18 protein-coding genes are annotated in these 19,484 nt (G+C 45.1%); 6 read left to right on the top strand and 12 right to left on the bottom strand.

Annotated elements, in window-relative coordinates; all coding sequences use genetic code 11:
- Positions 1 to 10 precede the first annotated feature (10 nt).
- From SMB34_RS08705 to SMB34_RS08670, 9 genes are all read right to left on the bottom strand, one after another.
- Positions 11 to 661 (bottom strand): O-methyltransferase, encoded by a 651-nt coding sequence (locus tag SMB34_RS08705; RefSeq protein WP_007088316.1) that lies wholly within the window; start codon positions 659 to 661, stop codon positions 11 to 13.
- On the bottom strand, positions 645 to 1,982 hold the full coding sequence (locus tag SMB34_RS08700; protein WP_167332749.1) for a flippase: 1,338 nt from the start codon (positions 1,980 to 1,982) through the stop codon (positions 645 to 647). The genes SMB34_RS08705 and SMB34_RS08700 overlap by 17 nt, the downstream gene beginning before the upstream one ends.
- A 70-nt stretch (positions 1,983 to 2,052) precedes the next feature.
- Positions 2,053 to 3,147, bottom strand: coding sequence for a GDP-mannose 4,6-dehydratase (gene gmd / locus SMB34_RS08695; protein ID WP_007088318.1), 1,095 nt, complete (start codon positions 3,145 to 3,147; stop codon positions 2,053 to 2,055).
- The gene (locus tag SMB34_RS08690; protein ID WP_007088319.1) at positions 3,144 to 4,079 is read right to left on the bottom strand and encodes a GDP-L-fucose synthase family protein; all 936 of its coding nucleotides are present in this window, start codon (positions 4,077 to 4,079) and stop codon (positions 3,144 to 3,146) included. Before SMB34_RS08690 ends, gmd begins: the two co-directional genes overlap by 4 nt.
- Positions 4,066 to 4,266, bottom strand: a complete 201-nt coding sequence (locus SMB34_RS20865) for a cupin domain-containing protein (protein WP_276202145.1) — start codon at positions 4,264 to 4,266, stop codon at positions 4,066 to 4,068. Before SMB34_RS20865 ends, SMB34_RS08690 begins: the two co-directional genes overlap by 14 nt.
- Positions 4,267 to 4,455: 189 nt before the next feature.
- Complete coding sequence (locus SMB34_RS08685; protein WP_007088321.1) at positions 4,456 to 5,571, bottom strand: DegT/DnrJ/EryC1/StrS family aminotransferase; 1,116 nt, start codon at positions 5,569 to 5,571, stop codon at positions 4,456 to 4,458.
- Positions 5,568 to 5,984: a hypothetical protein gene (locus SMB34_RS20630; RefSeq protein ID WP_007088322.1), complete on the bottom strand. Its 417-nt coding sequence runs from the start codon at positions 5,982 to 5,984 to the stop codon at positions 5,568 to 5,570. The genes SMB34_RS08685 and SMB34_RS20630 overlap by 4 nt, the downstream gene beginning before the upstream one ends.
- A gap of 11 nt (positions 5,985 to 5,995) precedes the next feature.
- On the bottom strand, positions 5,996 to 6,796 hold the full coding sequence (locus SMB34_RS08675; RefSeq protein ID WP_037989172.1) for a class I SAM-dependent methyltransferase: 801 nt from the start codon (positions 6,794 to 6,796) through the stop codon (positions 5,996 to 5,998).
- A 1-nt stretch (position 6,797) separates the two neighbouring features.
- A complete protein-coding gene (locus SMB34_RS08670; protein ID WP_007088324.1) occupies positions 6,798 to 7,742 on the bottom strand; it encodes a hypothetical protein in 945 nt (314 codons plus the stop codon).
- A 556-nt stretch (positions 7,743 to 8,298) separates the two neighbouring features.
- Here SMB34_RS08670 and SMB34_RS08665 point away from each other — a divergent pair.
- The 6 genes from SMB34_RS08665 (at position 8,299) to SMB34_RS20625 (ending at position 14,107) form a co-directional block, all read left to right on the top strand.
- Positions 8,299 to 9,492, top strand: a complete 1,194-nt coding sequence (locus SMB34_RS08665; protein WP_037989171.1) for a glycosyltransferase family 4 protein — start codon at positions 8,299 to 8,301, stop codon at positions 9,490 to 9,492.
- 7 nt (positions 9,493 to 9,499) lie between these two features.
- Positions 9,500 to 10,303 carry a glycosyltransferase family 2 protein gene (locus SMB34_RS08660; RefSeq protein WP_007088326.1) on the top strand — a complete coding sequence of 268 codons (804 nt, stop codon included), beginning with the start codon at positions 9,500 to 9,502 and terminating at the stop codon, positions 10,301 to 10,303.
- 143 nt (positions 10,304 to 10,446) lie between these two features.
- Positions 10,447 to 11,058, top strand: coding sequence for a DUF268 domain-containing protein (locus SMB34_RS08655; protein WP_051682206.1), 612 nt, complete (start codon positions 10,447 to 10,449; stop codon positions 11,056 to 11,058).
- Complete coding sequence (locus tag SMB34_RS08650; RefSeq protein WP_051682192.1) at positions 11,055 to 11,789, top strand: class I SAM-dependent methyltransferase; 735 nt, start codon at positions 11,055 to 11,057, stop codon at positions 11,787 to 11,789. Before SMB34_RS08655 ends, SMB34_RS08650 begins: the two co-directional genes overlap by 4 nt.
- Complete coding sequence (locus SMB34_RS08645) at positions 11,786 to 12,967, top strand: CgeB family protein (protein ID WP_037989168.1); 1,182 nt, start codon at positions 11,786 to 11,788, stop codon at positions 12,965 to 12,967. Before SMB34_RS08650 ends, SMB34_RS08645 begins: the two co-directional genes overlap by 4 nt.
- Positions 12,968 to 13,246: 279 nt before the next feature.
- Positions 13,247 to 14,107: a glycosyltransferase family 2 protein gene (locus tag SMB34_RS20625; protein WP_084716529.1), complete on the top strand. Its 861-nt coding sequence runs from the start codon at positions 13,247 to 13,249 to the stop codon at positions 14,105 to 14,107.
- Positions 14,108 to 14,446: 339 nt separating this feature from the next.
- Here SMB34_RS20625 and gyrB read toward each other — a convergent pair whose 3' ends face one another.
- From gyrB to dnaN, 3 genes are all read right to left on the bottom strand, one after another.
- On the bottom strand, positions 14,447 to 16,906 hold the full coding sequence (gyrB, locus tag SMB34_RS08635) for a DNA topoisomerase (ATP-hydrolyzing) subunit B (RefSeq protein ID WP_051682190.1): 2,460 nt from the start codon (positions 16,904 to 16,906) through the stop codon (positions 14,447 to 14,449).
- 19 nt (positions 16,907 to 16,925) lie between these two features.
- Positions 16,926 to 18,086, bottom strand: coding sequence for a DNA replication/repair protein RecF (gene recF / locus SMB34_RS08630; protein ID WP_007088332.1), 1,161 nt, complete (start codon positions 18,084 to 18,086; stop codon positions 16,926 to 16,928).
- Between the two features lie 64 nt (positions 18,087 to 18,150).
- Entirely contained in the window at positions 18,151 to 19,269 is a 1,119-nt protein-coding gene (gene dnaN, locus SMB34_RS08625; RefSeq protein WP_007088333.1) for a DNA polymerase III subunit beta, read from the bottom strand.
- Positions 19,270 to 19,484 lie beyond the last annotated feature (215 nt).

The following is a 19,484-nucleotide window of genomic DNA, read 5'->3' as shown; positions in this document are numbered from 1 at the left end:
AGCCGACCTCCTACAACCCAAGAACATTATCATTATTGTAAAAAATACTTGTTCTCCATGGATGAATATTAATTGGCCCAGGGCCAGGAAAGTCTATTCTTTTAAATCCTTTTTCCGCAAGAAAAGTCAACGCCTCCTCATATTCGGAAACATCGCTGTTATCCAGTATAAGAACACCATCTCTTGACAAAGCAGATAAAGAGTTTTTAACGCAATTCACACGATCTCGGCCATCTATGAATATGACATCAAAACAATCAACATATTCCAATACTTTTTTACAATAGTCTCCTCCATATTCCAAAGCTACCAGGTTGGATTTTACATTCGCGGGTAAAGATGCGGAAAGTCTGTCATACCAAACTGAATCGTGTTCACATGTCACAACTTTCTCAGCGCGATCAGCCCACCATAATGTTGAGCCACCTGTGCCGTATTCAAATACGGAAATACCGCTAGGTAGCCTATCTTCCAGAAATTTCAAACAAGGGTAGGTAATCCATGGAATTGGGTTTCCCTCCGCATTGATCGGCATACCTTTCTTGCGACTTTCGAACCAGCCCATTTCAAGCAAGTACCCCTTGTTCCGAAGAGAAAACAAAGAGTAGAGCTTCGTTCTTCCCCAAAAATTATTTATTATTTCTTTAAAAATTTGCATCATTTTTCGCTCCCCTTATGAAATTAATAATATTAAGAGGCAGAATGGATCGAATGATTATGAAACATTGACCTCGAGACGATTCAAAAAGTATCAAAGAAAATGTAGCAATATAGAAAGATATCACAGTCGCAAACGCCGCCCCAAAAGCACCCCATATTGGTATAAATAAAGCATTCATAACAATATTTGCTAGCAATCCAATAGCTGTTCTATAAAAAGATATCTTTTGTAAATTCTCAATAACAAGATACTGACTGCTTGCAACACCTAAAAAGACAGCAATTGTCGCCCAAGTGTGGGTTCTTAACACCAAGGCAGCCTCTTGATATTGATGGCCATAAACTATCTGGACTAAATAATCTGAAAAGAGAGAAATGAAAATTGAGACAGAAACACTTAGTAAAATCATAAACTCATACAAAACACGCAATCGAAAAATGTAAAGATCTCGACTTATCTCACGTGCCCGAACCAAGAAAGGCTGTAGGGAGGAAATAAATGCTGCCGGCAGAAAATACCAAATCTCTGAAATGCGGAGCATTGCAGTATAAATACCTACAGAGTGGTTAGAACTTAATTGCCCGAGCATAACAAGGTCCGCCCTCATATAAAGAGCAGCGCCGGCAGTAGACAGTAACAGCGGCCACCCCTCTGCCAGTATTTTCTTCGCTGTTTCAAACTTGTATGTCCAGCTGAAACCGACTTGATTTCTCTTTAACAGGAAAAAATACGTAAGCGCTACCGCAGACAACATTGCTTCTGCCAGACCAACCCATGCAAAGGATATTAGAGGAGCATCGTTAAAAATAAGAATTATTCGCAGGATAGCAGATAGAACACAAGAAAATGATTTGGCCAATACAGTATACTTTGATTTAACGATAGATTGAAAATATAAGCTCACAACATCAAATGGCAAAAAGAACATACTCATCGCTAAAATAATTGTAATACTTACTACCGTTACATCATTAGACCTGAGAATAAAAACAGATGATATGCAACACACCACAGCAATCAATGAACCAGATAACTTCAAAAAGAAAGTTGTTCCAATTTTCTCACCGACCCTGTCTTTTTCTTTGACTAAATCGCGTACAATATTGCTGTCCATTCCTAGTCCAGCTAAAACACCGAACATCCCAACAATTGCACTTGAATAACTAAGCTTTCCTAAATTTTCCGGCCCCAAATATCTGGCAATAAAAACACCTACAGTTAATCCAACAATTGCCCTTATAATACTCTCAAACACAATCCAGCTTGTATTTGACATAAAGGAATATAATCCGGTTTTTTTCAAAACCGAAAATGATTTCATGAAACCACCCATTTATGATTTATTCACTCGAGCACCAAAGGTATAAATTTAGATTACTCCGCAGCACTTTCTACTCATTATAGCGCATATATTTAAAGCCATGCGCCTTCACAAGCTCATCTCTCTCAGCGGCTTTTAAATCCTCGATGACCATCTCGGACACCAGCTCCTGGAAGCTTGTTTTCGGCTGCCATGCCAGCTTGGTTTTCGCCTTTGTAGCGTCGCCAAGTAATGTCTCAACTTCAGTCGGTCGAAAATATCGTGGATCCACTTCCACAATTAGCTTTCCATTTTCATCATATCCTTTCTCCATAACACCTTGGCCACTCCACGAGATATTCATGCCTAGTTCAGATGCCGCTGCATTCACAAAATCACGGACGCTGTACTGCACACCAGATGCAATGACAAAGTCCTCCGGCTGTTCCTGCTGAAGCATTAACCACTGCATTTCGACGTAATCCCTCGCATGCCCCCAATCGCGTTTGGCATCAAGGTTTCCAAGGTAAAGGCAGTCTTGAAGCCCAAGCTTAATACGGGCAAGTGCCCGAGTAATTTTTCTCGTAACAAACGTTTCACCACGTATCGGACTTTCGTGGTTAAAAAGAATCCCGTTACACGCGTACATGCCATACGCTTCTCTGTAGTTAACAGTGATCCAGTATGCATAAAGCTTTGCAACTGCATACGGACTGCGGGGATAAAAAGGTGTCGTTTCTTTTTGGGGTATTTCCTGAACAAGGCCATACAGCTCGGAGGTGCTAGCCTGATAATAACGGGTCTTTTTCTCCATGCCGAGTATTCTTAACGCCTCAAGAATCCTCAGCGCGCCCAAGGCATCAGAGTTTGCGGTATACTCCGGCTCCTCAAAGCTAACCGCAACATGACTTTGGGCAGCCAGATTATATATTTCGTCGGGCTGCGTTTTCTGAATAATCCGCGTGAGGCTGGAACTATCTGTCATATCGCCGTGATGCAGGAAAAACCGCAAACTTTTTTCGTGCTGATCCCGGTAAAGATGGTCTATTCGATCCGTATTAAATAAGCTTGTACGGCGCTTAATACCGTGAACGATATACCCCTTTTCCAACAAAAACTCAGCCAAATACGCGCCATCCTGGCCGGTTACACCTGTAATAAGGGCGACTTTATTTTCTTTGTTCACAGCGTTACTTTCGTATTTTCAAGGTAATTTTCGTATGTCTTGGCGAGCCCATCGATCAAGGATAATTTCGGTTTCCATCCAAGATTAGACATTCGGGAGACATCCAACAACTTGCGGGGTGTGCCATCTGGTTTTGATGCATCAAAAATCACCTCGCCCTCAAACCCAACAGCGTCCATTACTTTCTGAGCCAAATCTCTTATAGTAATATCTTCACCACAACCTACGTTATACATACCCTCACGAACCCCGTTTTGCATCAGAAACACACAGGCATCCGCAAGATCATCAACGTAGAGAAATTCGCGTCTAGGAGCCCCAGTCCCCCAAACAATCATTTCCTTTCCGCCTTGCACTTTTGCCTCGTGAGCCTTACGCATCAGCGCTGGCAAAACGTGTGCATTATTCAAGTCATAATTATCATTGGGTCCGTAAAGATTAGTCGGCATCACGCAAATATAACGTGTTCCATACTGCAAGTTGCAGCTTTCACAGAGTTTAAGCCCGGCAATTTTAGCTATCGCGTATGGTTCATTGGTTTTCTCAAGCGCACCAGTAAGCAAGCTATCTTCTTTGATTGGTTGCGGGCAGTCGCGAGGATAAATACAACTAGAACCCAAAAAGCACATATCTTTGATACCGGCTGACATCGCCCCCCAAATGATATTATTCTGAATTTGGAGGTTAGAATAGATAAAGTCAGCTCGATAAGTATTATTCGCGTGAATACCGCCTACTCTGGCAGCAGCCATGAATATATAGTCCGGCTTCTCTAATTTAAGAAAGTTAAACACCGCCTCTTGGTCAAGAAGATTGATCTCATCCTTTGATCGCAACAAAAGGTTATTATAACCAAGAGATCGAAGTTTGCGGACAATAGCGGATCCGACCATCCCACGATGGCCCGCAACAAATATTTTACTTCCTACCATTGTAGTCCTCAAAACGCACGATATCATCTTTTACAAGATAACGACCCGGTTGATACCCAGCGATTTTCGTCGCGGATCTCTCCGGGTTTGCCAACGTATGCCATACTCCCAACAGAATGCGAAAAACAATCATCGAAATATCGAAGAACTTTTCAGCAACTGTTTTCTTTTCTTTCACGCCATATATGACTATCCAGCTCTTAAGCTATTTTTGACGGCTGAAGTGCGACAACAAGATACATAAAAGCACTCTAATATTGAAATCAGTCCCGTCATCAGCTCCAGTATTTGCAGCCACCTACTAGCTCATCTGGCGCGTTAAAAACGACCATTTCCAATTCCTCATCGCCTCATAAGCCTGTTCAATTCCGCATACTCAATCTAAACCACCTTGCAGATCGCTCAGAGTTTTCGCTATTTGCGCCAGCTGCCCTTCAGTAAGGTTATGAGTTGAGGGAAGGTAAAGCCCGTTTTCCCATATACGGTCTGCAACCGGGCAAGATACGTTTTTGAAACCTGGGATCTCCTGCAAACATGGCTGTTGGTTCATTGGGCAGAAGAACGTGCGTGTATCTATGCCGTGCGCCCTGAGGCTCTCACTTAACTGATCCCGTGACATTCCAAATTCATCACCAATGACTACGGCGTACATCCAGTAGACGTTGTGCGCCCATTCTTTTTCAACAGGCAGCAAAAGACCAGGAATGTCCTCTAGAAGAGAATTGTAGGTATGCGCAACACGACGCTTTTCATCCACTATATGTTCGATACGATGCAGTTGAGCCAGCCCCATCGCAGCTTGGTAGCCCGTCATGCGAAAATTGTAGCCAAGCTCCTCATGGCGAAATCTGGGTGTTGTAAAAGCAAGGTTACGCAACAACCGCAACCGCTCTGCCAAGGCTTTGTCATTAGTAACCACCATACCACCCTCACCGGTGGTAATTACCTTGTTCGCATAAAAGCTGAAGCATCCCATATCACCAAAGCCCCCGGTCTTACGACCACGGCAGGTCGCCCCGTGTGCTTCAGCGCAATCTTCGATAACTATCAAATCGTGCTTTCTCGCCACTGCCATCAGCGCATCCATATCTACAGGATGCCCAAACAAATGGACGGGGATGATTGCTTTTGTTTTCGGCGTTATAAGTGACTCGATTAAATCTAGATCAAGATTCCAAGTTCCCTCTTCAGAGTCGACAGGAACTGGAATTGCGTTGTTGTGAGCTACAGCCAAGGCCGTTGCAATATTTGTGCTGGCGCTTATCAGCACTTCCTCACCAGGTTGGATACCCGCAGCGGCAACGGCAAGATGAAGTGCCGTGGTACCATTTGAAACAGCCACACCATATTCGCAACCGCAAAACGCGGCGAACTCAGCCTCGAAAGCTTCCAAATAATGACCAAAAGTCCCTGACAACTCACCTTTACGTAACGCATCTGTGACGTAAGAAATTTCTTCTTCGCCAATAATTGGCTCAAACACTGGAATCATGGTTGTTTGACCTCTATCTCAACCTTGTCAAACTCGTCTCCCATAAAAGGCCCTTGCTTGACGCTAATGCATTGCATGTCTTCGATTACGTGGATGGCATGCGCACCATGAATAAGCACGATTGCATCACCAGCATTAAGTATGACCTCACGGATTAGCACGCCGTCGTCATCAAACAACTGAACGCCAACAACCCCTCTTTGAACCACGAACATCTGTTGCAGATCACGTACGGTTCTCTCAAACTCGCGATGGAAATGCGGTGGTTCCTGGTATCCTGCCTCATGCGCCAACAGTCCAAATTGGAATGACGATTCCGGAGGAGAGAAAAAACGGGTTTTTTCAACGCAGGCGGTAGCCCATATAATCTCAGCGTACCGGGTACCTTGGTATTCTACAATTTCATGACTCATCAGCCTATCTCCTAAAGAACCGTCCATCCAGACTGATCTATTCGTATTGGATTGGCACTACAGCGCCAAAAAACTTCATGCCGCAACATCCCAGGACTGAATGGAGTATCGTACTTGACCACTCGGTATGCTCGATAGGGGAAATGGCTGCTAAAAAGAGCATCCAGCTCTTCAATCGTTTCGAAGAACTGAAGGTGATCATGCCCCTCCAAACCTAAATATTCAGAACCCGCAAAGACCCCGTCCTCTGAGAGAACTTCCACTATTTTTGCGAGGACTATGTGGGTTGTCTCGGCTGCAAAATGCCCAATTGCGCCATCCCAAACCACTATGTTGTAATCTACAGATGGAAATGGCTTATTTACAGCATCACTCAATCGGTAGTCGATTTTTGGAGATGCGTTCAAGGACTTTGCCGTCTCGATTGCAGTAGGTTCAATATCGATTGCATCAATGTGCGCGCAGCGTTTTGAGTAGAAGCGTTTCGTAAAAAAACCGTCTCCGCACCCTATATCAAGTAACCGATCATGGTCTTTTATAAGCTCAGAGACAAAAAAACCACGGTAATATGGGAATATGCTGGTTCCGCTCTCTCCATAAATGAAGTCAAAAAAACCGATCCTATGGTTAAAGAAATGCGGTTGTTCACGAGCCCAAGACCATTCTCGTCGAAATACACTGCGATAATGCAAGCTTAAAAGCTTCACTAGAATTTTTTCGGACAACCGACCGCCGAAAAAAATGCGTTCAAAAAGCCAAAAGGCCTTTTTTCTCAAGATCGTCAATGAGCCATCTTCTTTCTGATTATCCATTTTAAATCCCAAATATTTCTGAAATATTCCCTGCTGACTGCTTTTCCACATTAAAGACTGGCATCTGAGATATTTCATCAAGCCTTTTGCCGGCTGGCAAGTAAGTCAACTCACCTCTGGGATCACGTGACTCTCGGAATTTTGCCTCGACAAAACCTTCGGAGCATTTCAAGGCCCGCAGATTACCCAACTTATCCCTGCGCACAAAATAGGCATTATTTCCCGCACTGTTGCATCCAACGAAGGCGTATCCACGACGCTCCGCTAGCATGCAAAGCGATGCCAACGACGCTCCCCAATACAAATTGGAATAATGCGCCGCACCTCGCTGGAATTTTGGATCGTAAGGAACAGTAACTGCGAGCTCATCCCCAAACACGCTATTATACTCGCAAATCACAATGATTGGATCCACGACATCAATAGCATCCCAAACCCAGTAGTCGTTCCCGTCGATATCCACACTTAAGATTCCGATTTCACCTTCGAAACCGTTGCTAGAAAACAGCTCGTTCACGTTGTCTTTATCGATGAAAGCAGCTATCGCCGTGAGATCGTATCGCCAAAAATGAGTGTCTGATACTACCTTGCTGATGTTTTTGCTCGAACCATCCAGGATCAACCCGCTCCAGTTATCATTCATGAGCAAAAACCTAGTATTAGACTCCTGGTAATCTTGCACACCAAATTCGATAAATCTCCGCGCACCTTCTGGAACATCTACCTGCTGCAGTAGATATTGAATAATGCCATCATCACCGAATTGAGAAAAAACCTTGAACTCCGCGTCAGAAATCTTTGGCAGAGCTTGGTGCGATTTCATTTGATTGGCTATCTGTCGCCCCAATAGAATCTTCGTTTCTACAATCTGCTCACGAATCTCGTAGACACCTACAGCCCTTGCACATGACTGCAGGCATTTGAAGAACCAGTTTTTTACACTCATAATATTTCCTAGGCTCACAAAATCTATACTGGCTCAGAAACTTAGCTTACGCGACCGAAATAGCATAAGTGTTTAGCATCATCACCACCTGATTTGTTAGATTGTCACCTGCTTCTGATAAATTGATCAAAATCAGAACCTTAAATCTAAGGCTAACAAGATGAATTAAATTTTCATTTCAGTTAAACGATAAACAGAACCGCACTGGTTCGGCTCCTCTATAAACGGTCGGACCACATTGCAAAATGCCAGCCGAAACCAGACCCTAAGCAAGATTGCCGCACTAAAATAAAAGCAGCTCTCTAAGCAGGAAATTGAGAAATTATTGAACAGCATAAAAATCCCAGTTAATAAATCGAATTACATAGCTCGCCGGAAGGAGGCAATTATCTGGCCCCATAGAGAAACGCGCACGATACAAGCAAGGCGGATAAAATGGCCTACATCCCACATCAAAACTCAATTATTCTAAGAACATTATCGATATAGTACCGCATTTTGACTAGAAATTTGGTTAATATGCCTACTTTAAAAGCTGTAAAATAGGTGCTTAATTGTGAAAATTGGTATTTGCTTGGGAAATTTCCATCAAGATACAGGTGGCGCTTTCACATTCCAAAATGAAGTGTTTAACGCTATTTTTCCCTTTATACGTGATAGCAATCACAGTTTTTTCGCATTAACTGAAAATGATACAATTTTAAAAAATAACGATGAAAAATCAAAAGAAATAGAACATTCAAAAATAGATACAAGTTCACTGGATAAGTTTAAGAATAATTTATCGAATTACTCTCCTTTAATTCGCCGACTACTAAGAAGCCCGGGTCCTCTCCAACGCACAGCTTTAAAGCATGAGCTAGATCTTCTCTGGCATGTTGGAGGAGGTGCGCACGAAGTTACCGACACACCTTATATAGCAACAGTGTGGGATCTTCAGCATCGCATGACGCCCTGGTTTCCGGAAATGAGTTCTCTTGGAACATGGGATGCAAGAGAACAGTCATACAAATATTTTCTCCAACGTGCCTCCTTCATCATCACAGGAACAGAAGTTGGTAAACAAGAGCTGATGCAGTTATATGGGATACCAGCGCCTAGGGTAAGAATACTCCCCCATCCAACACCAAGCTTCGCATTAAGCTCAGAAAAACAGGAAACAGATATTCGCCAGAAGAAAGGGATCAGCGGCGACTATGTGGTTTACCCGGCCCAATTTTGGCCGCATAAAAACCACGCGAATTTGCTTTTAGCTCTGAAAGAATTAGGTGAAAGACACGAAACCAAATTGCAGTTGGTCTTGGTGGGCTCCAATAAAGGAAACGAGAACTACATCAGGCAGCTTGCAGAAGACCTAGGCTTAACCAGCCAGGTTGTGTTTTGTGGATTTGTATCAAAATCAGAGTTGATCGATTTGTATCAAAATGCTCAAATGCTGGTCTATCCCAGTATTTGTGGTCCAGAGAATCTCCCTCCTCTTGAAGCATTTGCTTTAGGATGCCCCGTTGCTGCGGCCGACATTCCGGGAGCGCGCGAACAACTCAAAGACGCAGCTATTTTCTTTGATCCATTGGCCCCCTCTGACATAGCAAAAGCAATTCACACTGTGTACACCCAAAAATCTCTAGCGTTAGATTTAAAAAAAATGGGAAAAATTCGAGCAGAAAGCTGGAAGCCCCATGACTTCTGCTCCGGCATCTATGAACTAATCGAAGAATTTTCCAAAATTAGAAGAAATTGGCTTCGGTAAATTAAAAATGAAATTTTCTATTGTCACCCCAAACTATAATTCCGGTCAATTTCTAGCGGAAACAATCGAATCTGTTTTGATTAACCTGAAGAAAGGAGATGAATACTTCGTAATTGATGGTGGGTCGCATGATAATAGTGTCGATATCATCAAAAAATACGAAAAACATATAACCGGTTGGGTTAGCTGCCCTGACAACGGATACGCTGATGCTATTTCGAAGGGATTTGCACTTGCAACCGGTGATATTATGGCTTGGATTAACTCAAGCGATCTGTTGCTCGATGGTGCGCTTGATACAGCGCGACAGAAATTTATAAAATCCGATGTTGATTGGATATTTGGTGACGATTACTACATCGACGAAACCAGCCACGTCTTGTTTCGCAGCTGTGGTGGAACGAGCAACATAGAGAAAATGATGTTATATGGAGCGTGGACTCCTCTTCAAGATGCTTGTTTTTGGAGGAGCTCTTTATACCACAGCGTTGGTGGTATAAATTCTGACATCAAGTATGCGGCAGATTTTGACTTCTTCCTTAAACTTTCCAGCATTGGAAAATCGGAATACATTCCAAAAGTTTTCAGTGCCTATAGAAAACACTCCAATCAAATCTCAATTGGTAAGTCAATCCAATACAAAGAAGAGAAGAAAGAAATTTTAGAGAAATTCAGCAGAAAATATGAAAAACAATTATCGAGGTATTTTTACTTTGTTTGGGCAAGAGCCAGAGCAAGGATATTCCAAAGATTTATCAATTCGTATGCTGAAAAAGGCACACATATTTCCAATTGTAAGTGCGTGCGATAATTATGCTTAGAAAAAACAAAAACCTAATAAAGAACTGGATTACTTCCCTAAATTTACACAGTTTCTTTATATGTTTATTGCATTTTCCGTCCTATTTTTTGGACTGGAGGCGATTTGTAGCACAAGGAGGGAAAGCTAGTTTCTTGGATAGCTATCCTTGCCTAGGAGATAAAACTTCTCAAACAAGCTTTGATCCCCATTATTTTTATCAAGCGGCTTGGTTGTCACGCCAACTTGCAAGCAGCAAACCATACAATCACGTCGATATCGGTTCAGACATTAAAGCCATCAGTGTTCTATCAGCTTTTGTACCTGTCGAATTTCTCGATTTTAGACCATTAAACGTAAACATCTCCGGCCTCAGATGCCTTGGTGACGATTTACTCAATCTGTCTAGAACAAGCAGAAGCATAAGCTCCCTGTCTTGCATGCATGTGATTGAGCACGTTGGCCTTGGCCGCTATGGAGACCCCATAACCCCGACCGGCAGCTTGCAGGCCGCGAAAGAATTAGAACGCGTTATCTCTCCCGGGGGGAGACTGTATATTTCTGTGCCAGTAGGCGAAGAGAAAGTGTGTTTTAATGCACATCGGATATTCGATCCTGTAAAGTTTATAGAAATGTTTCCCGAACTGGATTTAGAGAGCTTCAGCTTTGTAGACGATCTCGGTAACTATTTCGAGAAAGCTGAACCTTTAGATGCAGCGGATAAGTCTTACGCATGCGGTATGTATGTATTTGTTAGGAAGTCATGAAGTCAGTTCGTAAAGCAGTACATTCGGTTTGGGCTTACAACCTATATGAGCGAGATCTTTGGGTATCTTCTCAGTGTCGCCAGCTTCCGGCAGGAAGCAAAGTCTTGGATGTCGGCGCGGGATCATGTCCATATCGGAATCTGTTACAGCACTGTGAATACAAAACCCAAGATTTTCAGCAGCTAACCTCCAGTCAGCTGAGAGATGGTTGTTATGGAAAAATAGACTATGTATGTGATGCATCTTCTATACCAGTAGAGGATGATAGTTTTGATGTAATTATATGCACCGAAGTAATAGAACACATCATTGAACCAATAAAAGTGATAGAAGAGTTCAGCAGAATACTTAAACCGGGTGGGAAAGTTTTACTTTCTGCGCCACTCGGATCAGGGATACATCAAGAACCACACCACTATTATGGTGGTTTCACGCCTTTTTGGTATAAATCCATTTTGGAAAGAAATGGATTTAAGGAAATCCGGGTTGAAGAAAACCGAGGATCTTATGCGTTTTTCTCTCAAGAGAGCATACGGTTTGTCGCATCGACTAAGCCGTGGAAGTTAAAAACGAACATTATAAGTCGACTACTGTGGTTACCCATATGGATCGCGCTATCACCAATTCTTGCCATAGCAATACCAATTATCTCTCGCATACTTGATAAATATGATGCAGAAAAGAAATTTACGGTTGGCTATCACGTAGTCGCACAAAAAGGATTTAAATGAGAGTTCTTTGTGTTTTTGGAAAACATCAATATGGAGATCCAAGCAGAGGATTGGGCATAGAATATGTTTCATTTATACCTGCTCTAAAGAAACTTGGCCATGAGGTCCTTCATTTCGAGTCATGGGCCAAGGATAATTATAAAGATTTTTCGGATTTGAATAAGAAACTCTTAGAAACAGTTATTACATTCGAACCGGAAATAATTCTAACTGTTCATATGAGCTACGAAATATGGGCGGAAACTATCGATATTATCTCAGCAAGAGATGGCGTTAAAACCATTTCTTGGGCAGCAGATGATTCGTGGAAGTACAAAGAAGTTTCTAGGTTTATTGGCCGTCACTACCACGTGATGACCACCACATATGATTATATAGTTCCTCGCTATCATAAAGATGGCATTAGAAACGTTTTGCTAACTCAATGGGCTGCACCGGAAAATTGGCTTTCTGAGCCTCTACCCTCAAAAGATTGTCAGTATGAAGTTAGTTTTGTAGGGGCAGCTCACGGATCACGGATCAAAAGAGTAGAAGAGCTAAAGAAAAACGGTATAGAAGTGGCATGTTTTGGTCACGGATGGCCTGCAGGACCTGTACCCGCAGAACGAATACCGTTCATTATAAGAAACTCAAAAATAAGCCTTAACTTTGCCAACTCGTACGGTGAGAACCAAATTAAAGCAAGAACGTTCGAGGTGCCTGGTTGCGGTGGGTTTCTAGTTACGGAAAATGCTCGGAACATCGAGAAATTTTACGAAAATGGTAAAGAAGTCATAATATTTGATACTGATAAAGAGTTGGAAGACCTAATAAAATATTATCTAGCAAACCCAGAAGAAAGAGACGATATAGCCCAGAACGGCTTTTCCAGAACTGCCAGAGAACACACATACGTCAATAGAATGGAATCCATTTTAAATTACTCCTCATCAGTAGAGCCGTATAACAGAAAAAAAAATAACAATAGCTCTCTTGAAAAATCTATTAAATATCATAGAAAGACATATTTATTAACTGCTATTAGAAAAATCATTTGCGGATTACTTTGCGTAATTTTTGGAAAAAGACGTGGCCCAAGAGCGGCGCGTAGACTAGTTTTTGGGCTTTCTTGGAGATTTCTAGGACACCACACATTTACAGCAAAAGGATTTCCAGGACGAATGTTTCCCGACTTATAATGAAAGTTTTTCGTTCCATATCGATAAATCGCGCTAATCAAAATTAATAATAATTCAATGTAGCATTGTGAAATGCTATTCAACTTAATAATTCAATTAAACGTATAAAATCAAAATGTAATTTTATTACAAAATTTTGTATATATAGAGTATTAATATTATTCGTCAAAAACCCTATGATGATTGAGTTAGTGAATTTTGGGCGATAAGATAAAAAAATATATTCAACCATTCTTATCGTGAAAAATATCTAGGAAAAGCATAAAGAGAGATGTTTACATGAAAAACACTCCCCTAGTCAGCATTGGAATGTCTGTTCATAATAGTGCCAATACTATTTCGGCAGCAATTATTTCAATATTGAATCAATCTTACCCATTTTGGGAACTAATTATAATTGACGATGGCTCCACAGATAACACGAGATCTATTATCGATAGCTTCTCGGATAGCAGAATAAAATTCTCCCACCATCAAAATTGTCGCGGCCTAGCTTATCGACTAAACCAAGCAATAGATACTTCATCTGGAAAGTATTTTATGAGAATGGATGGTGACGATATTTGTTTTCCGGAACGTATACATAAGCAAGTTGGCTTCCTAGAGTCACATCCGAGCATAGATTTACTTGGGACTAGCTTGCTTATCTTTAGAGATAACGGAGAAGCAATCGGTGTTCGCAAACTTCCATCAGATCATAAATCTATTTGCAAAAACCCATTGTCCGGGTTTGAGCTACCTCACCCTACTTGGATGGGAAAAATAGAGTGGTTTAGACATTTCCGGTATGATGAGAATCAATTTAAATCACAGGACTATGATGTGTTACTGCGATCTTATAAGCATAGCTGTTTCGCCGTATTGCCCGAAGTCCTTCTTGGATATCGGGAAGATTTTTTCAATTTTCAGAAGCGTATTATGAGTAGAAAATTCACAATAATATCGCAAATCAAATGCAGTAAAACCCTTCCTGATTACTTAAAACTAATTTATTCAATAACCTTACAAATTACAAAATTATCGATTGATTACCTATTTATTGATGTATTTAAGAAAAAGCCGAAAATTTATACTAAAAAACTGAAAACAAGCGAAGAAACTGAAAAATTATGGAAAGAAACTTGGAATACATGCAATTAAAATATATAATTCCCCTGAATTAGAAAGCACGTAGGGAAAATCATTTGGCGAATACATATCAAGAGTTATAAGATTATCTTTTCAAGGTTCAACATTGTAAGACTTGATCCGAGAACGGGCGCTTGAAGATTAGATGCAACTTCCCATTAAGAAGAAGCATCACCGAAACCTCTCAGAATCTGGTTCTGTATGCGCTGGAGCTAATATCCGTATTCGGCAACCAGACAGTTCGTCGCAAAAATCTCAGCATAAAAGATAGAACAGAGCGCACTCATCTCAATCAGATGAACTTGCTCTGCCCATTCTAATTTTATGCGTCAATTCACAACACGCCGATAATCAGACGTCTAGATTAGCAACTTTGAGAGCATTCGACTGGATGAATTCACGACGCGGCTCAACGACATCCCCCATCAGGGTCGAGAAGACTTCCTCGGCCTCATCTGCATGATCAACACGGACCTGAAGAAGCGAGCGGACATTCGGATCAAGGGTGGTTTCCCAAAGCTGATCGGGGTTCATTTCGCCCAGACCTTTATAGCGCTGGATCGAAATTCCGCGACGACCATATTCCATTACCGCGTTGACCAGATCGACCGGACCATTGATTTTCCAGATCTTGTCCTTGGCACCGAATTCAGCACCACTTTCGAACAATTCGCGAAGTTCAACGAGCAACCCGGCAATCGCACGGCTTTCGGCCGAACGCAGGATATTGCCATCAATGACGTGACGTTCTTCGACACCGCGCAGCATACGCCACATGACGATTTCATCCTGCGATGCTTCGCCCTTCCATCCGCGATCAAAATCTTCGGACAGAAGATCAAGACGACCAGCAAGCGTATTCGCCGCTTCCTGACGTTTGGCATCATCGTCAAGCAATGCCGGGTTCAGGGCACCCGCCAGTACGGCCTGTTCGAGAATCGAAATCGGCAATTTCAGCGAAAGCGGCTCCAGCAGTCCCTTGGCCTTGCGCGCCAGTTCCACAATCCGCACCAGATCCGAACCAGCAACCTGCACGCCGCCATTGAGCGTCAGCAACGCATCTTCGGTCCCTTGTGCGGTCAGGTACTGTTCCATCTCGCGGTCATCCTTGAGGTACTGGACCGAGTTACCTCGCTTGGCGCGATAAAGCGGTGGTTGTGCGATATAGAGATATCCCCGTTCAACCAATTCAGGCATCTGACGATAGAAGAAGGTCAGAAGCAGGGTTCGGATATGCGCGCCATCGACGTCGGCGTCAGTCATGATGATGATTTTGTGGTAGCGCGTTTTTTCAATATTGAAATCATCGCGGCCAATCCCGGTGCCAAGGGCGGTAATCAGCGTACCGATTTCCTGACTTGAAAGCATTTTATCGAAACGCGCGCGCTCAACGTTCAGGATTTTACCACGCAATGGCAGGATTGCCTGGAAGCCACGTTCACGGCCCTGTTTGGCCGATCCACCTGCGGAATCACCCTCCACGATGAACAGTTCGGCTTTGGACGCATCGCGTTCCTGACAATCGGCAAGCTTGCCCGGAAGGGATGAAATATCAAGCGCACCTTTACGACGGGTCAGTTCACGTGCCTTGCGCGCCGCTTCGCGGGCCGACGCGGCTTCGACAACCTTGGTGACGATTTTGCGTGCATCCTGCGGATGTTCTTCCAGCCATTGCTGAAGCCTGTCGTTCACGATGTTCTCGACGACCGGACGGACTTCGGATGAAACCAGTTTATCCTTGGTCTGGGATGAGAATTTCGGATCCGGTACCTTGACCGAAATCACACAGGTCAGGCCTTCCCGGGCATCATCCCCCGAAAGACTGACCTTTTCCTTTTTCACAATTCCGCTTTCCTGCGCATAGGAGTTGATCTGACGGGTCAGAGCCGCACGGAAACCGGCCATGTGGGTTCCGCCATCACGCTGCGGAATATTGTTGGTAAAGCACAGCGTGGTTTCGTGATAGCTGTCATTCCACTGCAGGGAAACTTCAACGGTAATACCGTCTTTTTCACCCACAATGGCGATTGGCTCCTCAATCTGCGGTGTCTTGTTACGATCGAGATATTCGACAAAAGCACGAATGCCACCTTCGTAATGCAGCTTGGTTTCAACCGGCTCGCCATGGCGTTCATCACGCAGCGTCAGGATCACGCCAGAGTTCAGGAAAGCCAGTTCGCGCAGACGATGTTCAAGCGTCGGCAGGTTGAACTCGGTCATCGTGAAGATTTCGGCATCGGGATAGAAGGTAACTTCGGTCCCGGTCAGCGGCTTGCCCTCTGCCGTCATCGGCGCATCACCAACAATTTCCAGCGGCTTGATCGCATCGCCACCGGAGAATTCCATGTAATGCTCCTTGCCATTACGCCAGATGCGCAGTTTCAGCAAAGTCGACAGGGCGTTCACAACCGACACACCCACGCCATGCAGACCGCCAGAAACCTTATAGGAGTTCTGGTCAAACTTACCGCCGGCATGCAGCTGGGTCATGATGACCTCGGCTGCAGAAACGCCTTCTTCCTTGTGCAGATCGGTCGGGATGCCACGGCCGTTATCGCGGATCGTTGCCGACCCATCACCGTTCAACTGCACCCAGACAGTATCACAATACCCGCCCAGTGCCTCGTCAATCGCGTTATCGACGACTTCATAGATCATGTGGTGCAAGCCACTGCCGTCATCGGTATCGCCGATATACATGCCCGGGCGTTTACGCACCGCTTCAAGGCCCTTAAGAACCTTGATCGATTCTGCACCGTAATCCTGCGCCTGCTGTTCGGCGGTTTTCGGAGCTTCTGTTTCGTTGGTCATAGCGTCACAACCTCGGCATTCACGGAGTGGTTTCAGCGGTCAGTGTGGCATCTTCCACGCGGAAGAATTGCGCACGTCCGTCCAAACCTTCAAACAGCGCCCGGTCCGTGCCTGTCATCCAGGCCTGGACGCCAAGCGCCACGATTTCATCAAACAGGTAGCGGCGACGCTCTGCATCCAGATGCGCCACAACCTCGTCAAGCAACAGCAACGGACCAGCTCCGCGTGCTTTGCTCTGCAAGCGGGTATTGGCCATAATCATCGATAGCAGCAGGGCCTTTTGTTCGCCCGTCGAACACTGATCTGCCGACTGGTTCTTGGCATCATGCCACACCAGCAAATCACTGCGTTGTGGTCCGACGGAAGCCCCGCCATAGGTAGCATCGCGTGACCGTCCATCGCGCAATGCCGCCCGCATCCTGTCTTCAACCTCGATCGCTGGCAACTGCTCCAGCCAGTTTTCAAGATCCCCTGCAAGTGCAAGTCTTGCCGCCGGAAAAGGCCCAACAACCATAGTCCCAGCCCGGCCAAGCTTTGCCAGCAATTCAGCGCGCGCAACCGCAACGGCAATACCATGACGCACCATCGAATCCTCGATCGAGGCCAGCCACCTGTCGTCACCTTTGCCTTCTTTCAAAAGCTTGGCACGACTGCGCAAACTATGTTCATACGCGGCGACCCGGCTGCTATGTTCGGGATCAAGGCCATAAACCAGACGATCCAGAAAACGGCGACGCGCCGATGGACCGTCCAGAAACAGACGATCCATTTGCGGTGTCAGCCAGACCGCGGCACAAACCCGACCCAGTGATGCCTGCCCACGCTGGCTTTCACCATCAATACGCACGGCGCGTTTTTCGCGCCCCTGCGCAAGAGCCGCAGGATCAAGGCCTGATCCAACCTGATACTCACCATCCGGTGTGGTCAGGTGCGCTGAAACGGCCCAGGCCCTTACGCTACCCTCGTCTTCGCCCGGCACCCTGCGCGATATCTCGCCCAGCTTGGCTCGCCTTAACCCGCTTCCCGGCGAAAGAAGCGATAACGCTTCAAGCAGATTGGTTTTCCCGGCCCCGTTCGGACCGGTCAAAACCACCGGTGCCCCGTCAAGCGACAGGCGCAGACTTTCGTAACACCGAAAGTCACCAAGCTGTATACGGGAAACGGCAAGACGGTTCGTCATCGACGTACCGTCTTGGTGTGGAAGATTATGGGCAAGAACAGCCACAGCAAAAGTGCGCTAACCGTCAGACGCGCATCGGCATCAGAACATACAATGCCGACAGATCATCGGTATCGCGCAGAATGGTCGGAGATGATCCGTCCGACATCAGAAGGTTCAGGGTGTCACCCTTCACCTGCTTGGCGATATCGAGCAAATAACGCGAGTTGAAACCGATTTCGATGTCATCAGCATCATAATTGATTTCGAGTTCCTCGGATGCGGTTCCGTGTTCCGGGCTCGACGCGGAAAGGGTCAGGGTATTACCCGACATGACGACTTTGACCGCACGCGATTTTTCGATCGAAATGGCGGAAACGCGGTCAACAGCGTCTGCAAAAGCCTTGCATTCGATATCAAGGGTCTTGTCATTGCCAGACGGAATGACACGCTCGTAATCCGGGAACGTACCATCGATCAGTTTGGAGGTCAGAACCGCCTTTCCGAAACCAAAGCGAATTTTGGTATCGGACAATGCGATATCGACCGCTTCGCCGGTTTCCTCGATCAGCTTGCGCAATTCGCCAACGGTTTTGCGCGGCACAATGACGCCCGGCATGTTTTCCGCCCCATCGGGAAGCGGTGCTTCGACGCGCGCCAGACGATGGCCATCGGTTGCAACCGCACGCAGGATCTTGGTTCCTTCGGCGTCTGTCGCATGAAAATAGATACCGTTCAGGTAATAACGGGTTTCTTCGGTCGAAATCGCAAATTCGGCACGATCGATCAGACCGCGAAGTTCCGCCGCGGCAAGGCCGAAGCTGACCGGAAGCTCGCCACCAGACATGACCGGGAAGTCATCAACCGGAAGAACCGCCAGATTGAATTTCGAACGACCCGCCGACAGGGTAAGACGCCCTGCACCTGGCTCAAGCGCGATTTGCACCTGCGAGCCTTCCGGCAACTTGCGGACAATCTCGTAAAGGGTATGGGCGGGGGTTGTGGTTGCACCGGCTTCACTGACTTCTGCAGTGGTGGTTTCAATCACCTCAAGATCCATGTCCGTTGCCGTCAGAGAAAGCTGGTCATTCTCCGCCCGCAGCAAAATATTGGACAGAATCGGAATGGTATTGCGCCGTTCGACCACACTTTGAACATGGGTCAAAGATTTCAACAGAGCCGCGCGTTCAATGGTCAGCTTCATGCCCGTCCTATCCGTCTGTCAGTATTGGTTTAACAAATTGATTTATAATCGGTTTTGTCGCTTTTGCTCCACCCTTTCGGGCAAGGCAGACGCATTATAACATGCATGCTGGGAAATCGAAGGATTTTTAAGGCTTAAACCCAAGCAAACAAAACGAGTCGTTGTATATTTTTCCACCCAATGCACGCAAAAGGCGGAACCCCGCGCGATGCCTG

It is taken from the genome of Thalassospira permensis NBRC 106175, from assembly GCF_000714555.1.
GTDB lineage: Bacteria > Pseudomonadota > Alphaproteobacteria > Rhodospirillales > Thalassospiraceae > Thalassospira > Thalassospira xiamenensis.
Note: the sequence above shows the minus strand (reverse complement) of the source record. Positions and strands in the feature narration are given on the sequence as shown.

Bases quoted from the DNA above. Each gene is read 5' to 3' on its own strand.
- SMB34_RS08645 (WP_037989168.1), top strand. From the start codon at position 11,786: ATGAGAGTTCTTTGTGTTTTTGGAAAACATCAATATGGAGATCCAAGC.
- SMB34_RS08660 (WP_007088326.1), top strand. From the start codon at position 9,500: ATGAAATTTTCTATTGTCACCCCAAACTATAATTCCGGTCAATTTCTA.
- SMB34_RS08705 (WP_007088316.1), bottom strand. From the start codon at position 661: ATGATGCAAATTTTTAAAGAAATAATAAATAATTTTTGGGGAAGAACG.
- SMB34_RS08685 (WP_007088321.1), bottom strand. From the start codon at position 5,571: ATGATTCCAGTGTTTGAGCCAATTATTGGCGAAGAAGAAATTTCTTAC.
- gyrB (WP_051682190.1), bottom strand. From the start codon at position 16,906: ATGACCAACGAAACAGAAGCTCCGAAAACCGCCGAACAGCAGGCGCAG.
- SMB34_RS08700 (WP_167332749.1), bottom strand. From the start codon at position 1,982: ATGAAATCATTTTCGGTTTTGAAAAAAACCGGATTATATTCCTTTATG.
- SMB34_RS08675 (WP_037989172.1), bottom strand. From the start codon at position 6,796: ATGGATAATCAGAAAGAAGATGGCTCATTGACGATCTTGAGAAAAAAG.
- SMB34_RS20630 (WP_007088322.1), bottom strand. From the start codon at position 5,984: ATGAGTCATGAAATTGTAGAATACCAAGGTACCCGGTACGCTGAGATT.
- SMB34_RS08670 (WP_007088324.1), bottom strand. From the start codon at position 7,742: ATGAGTGTAAAAAACTGGTTCTTCAAATGCCTGCAGTCATGTGCAAGG.
- SMB34_RS08690 (WP_007088319.1), bottom strand. From the start codon at position 4,079: ATGGTAGGAAGTAAAATATTTGTTGCGGGCCATCGTGGGATGGTCGGA.
- dnaN (WP_007088333.1), bottom strand. From the start codon at position 19,269: ATGAAGCTGACCATTGAACGCGCGGCTCTGTTGAAATCTTTGACCCAT.
- recF (WP_007088332.1), bottom strand. From the start codon at position 18,086: ATGACGAACCGTCTTGCCGTTTCCCGTATACAGCTTGGTGACTTTCGG.
- SMB34_RS08650 (WP_051682192.1), top strand. From the start codon at position 11,055: ATGAAGTCAGTTCGTAAAGCAGTACATTCGGTTTGGGCTTACAACCTA.
- SMB34_RS20625 (WP_084716529.1), top strand. From the start codon at position 13,247: ATGAAAAACACTCCCCTAGTCAGCATTGGAATGTCTGTTCATAATAGT.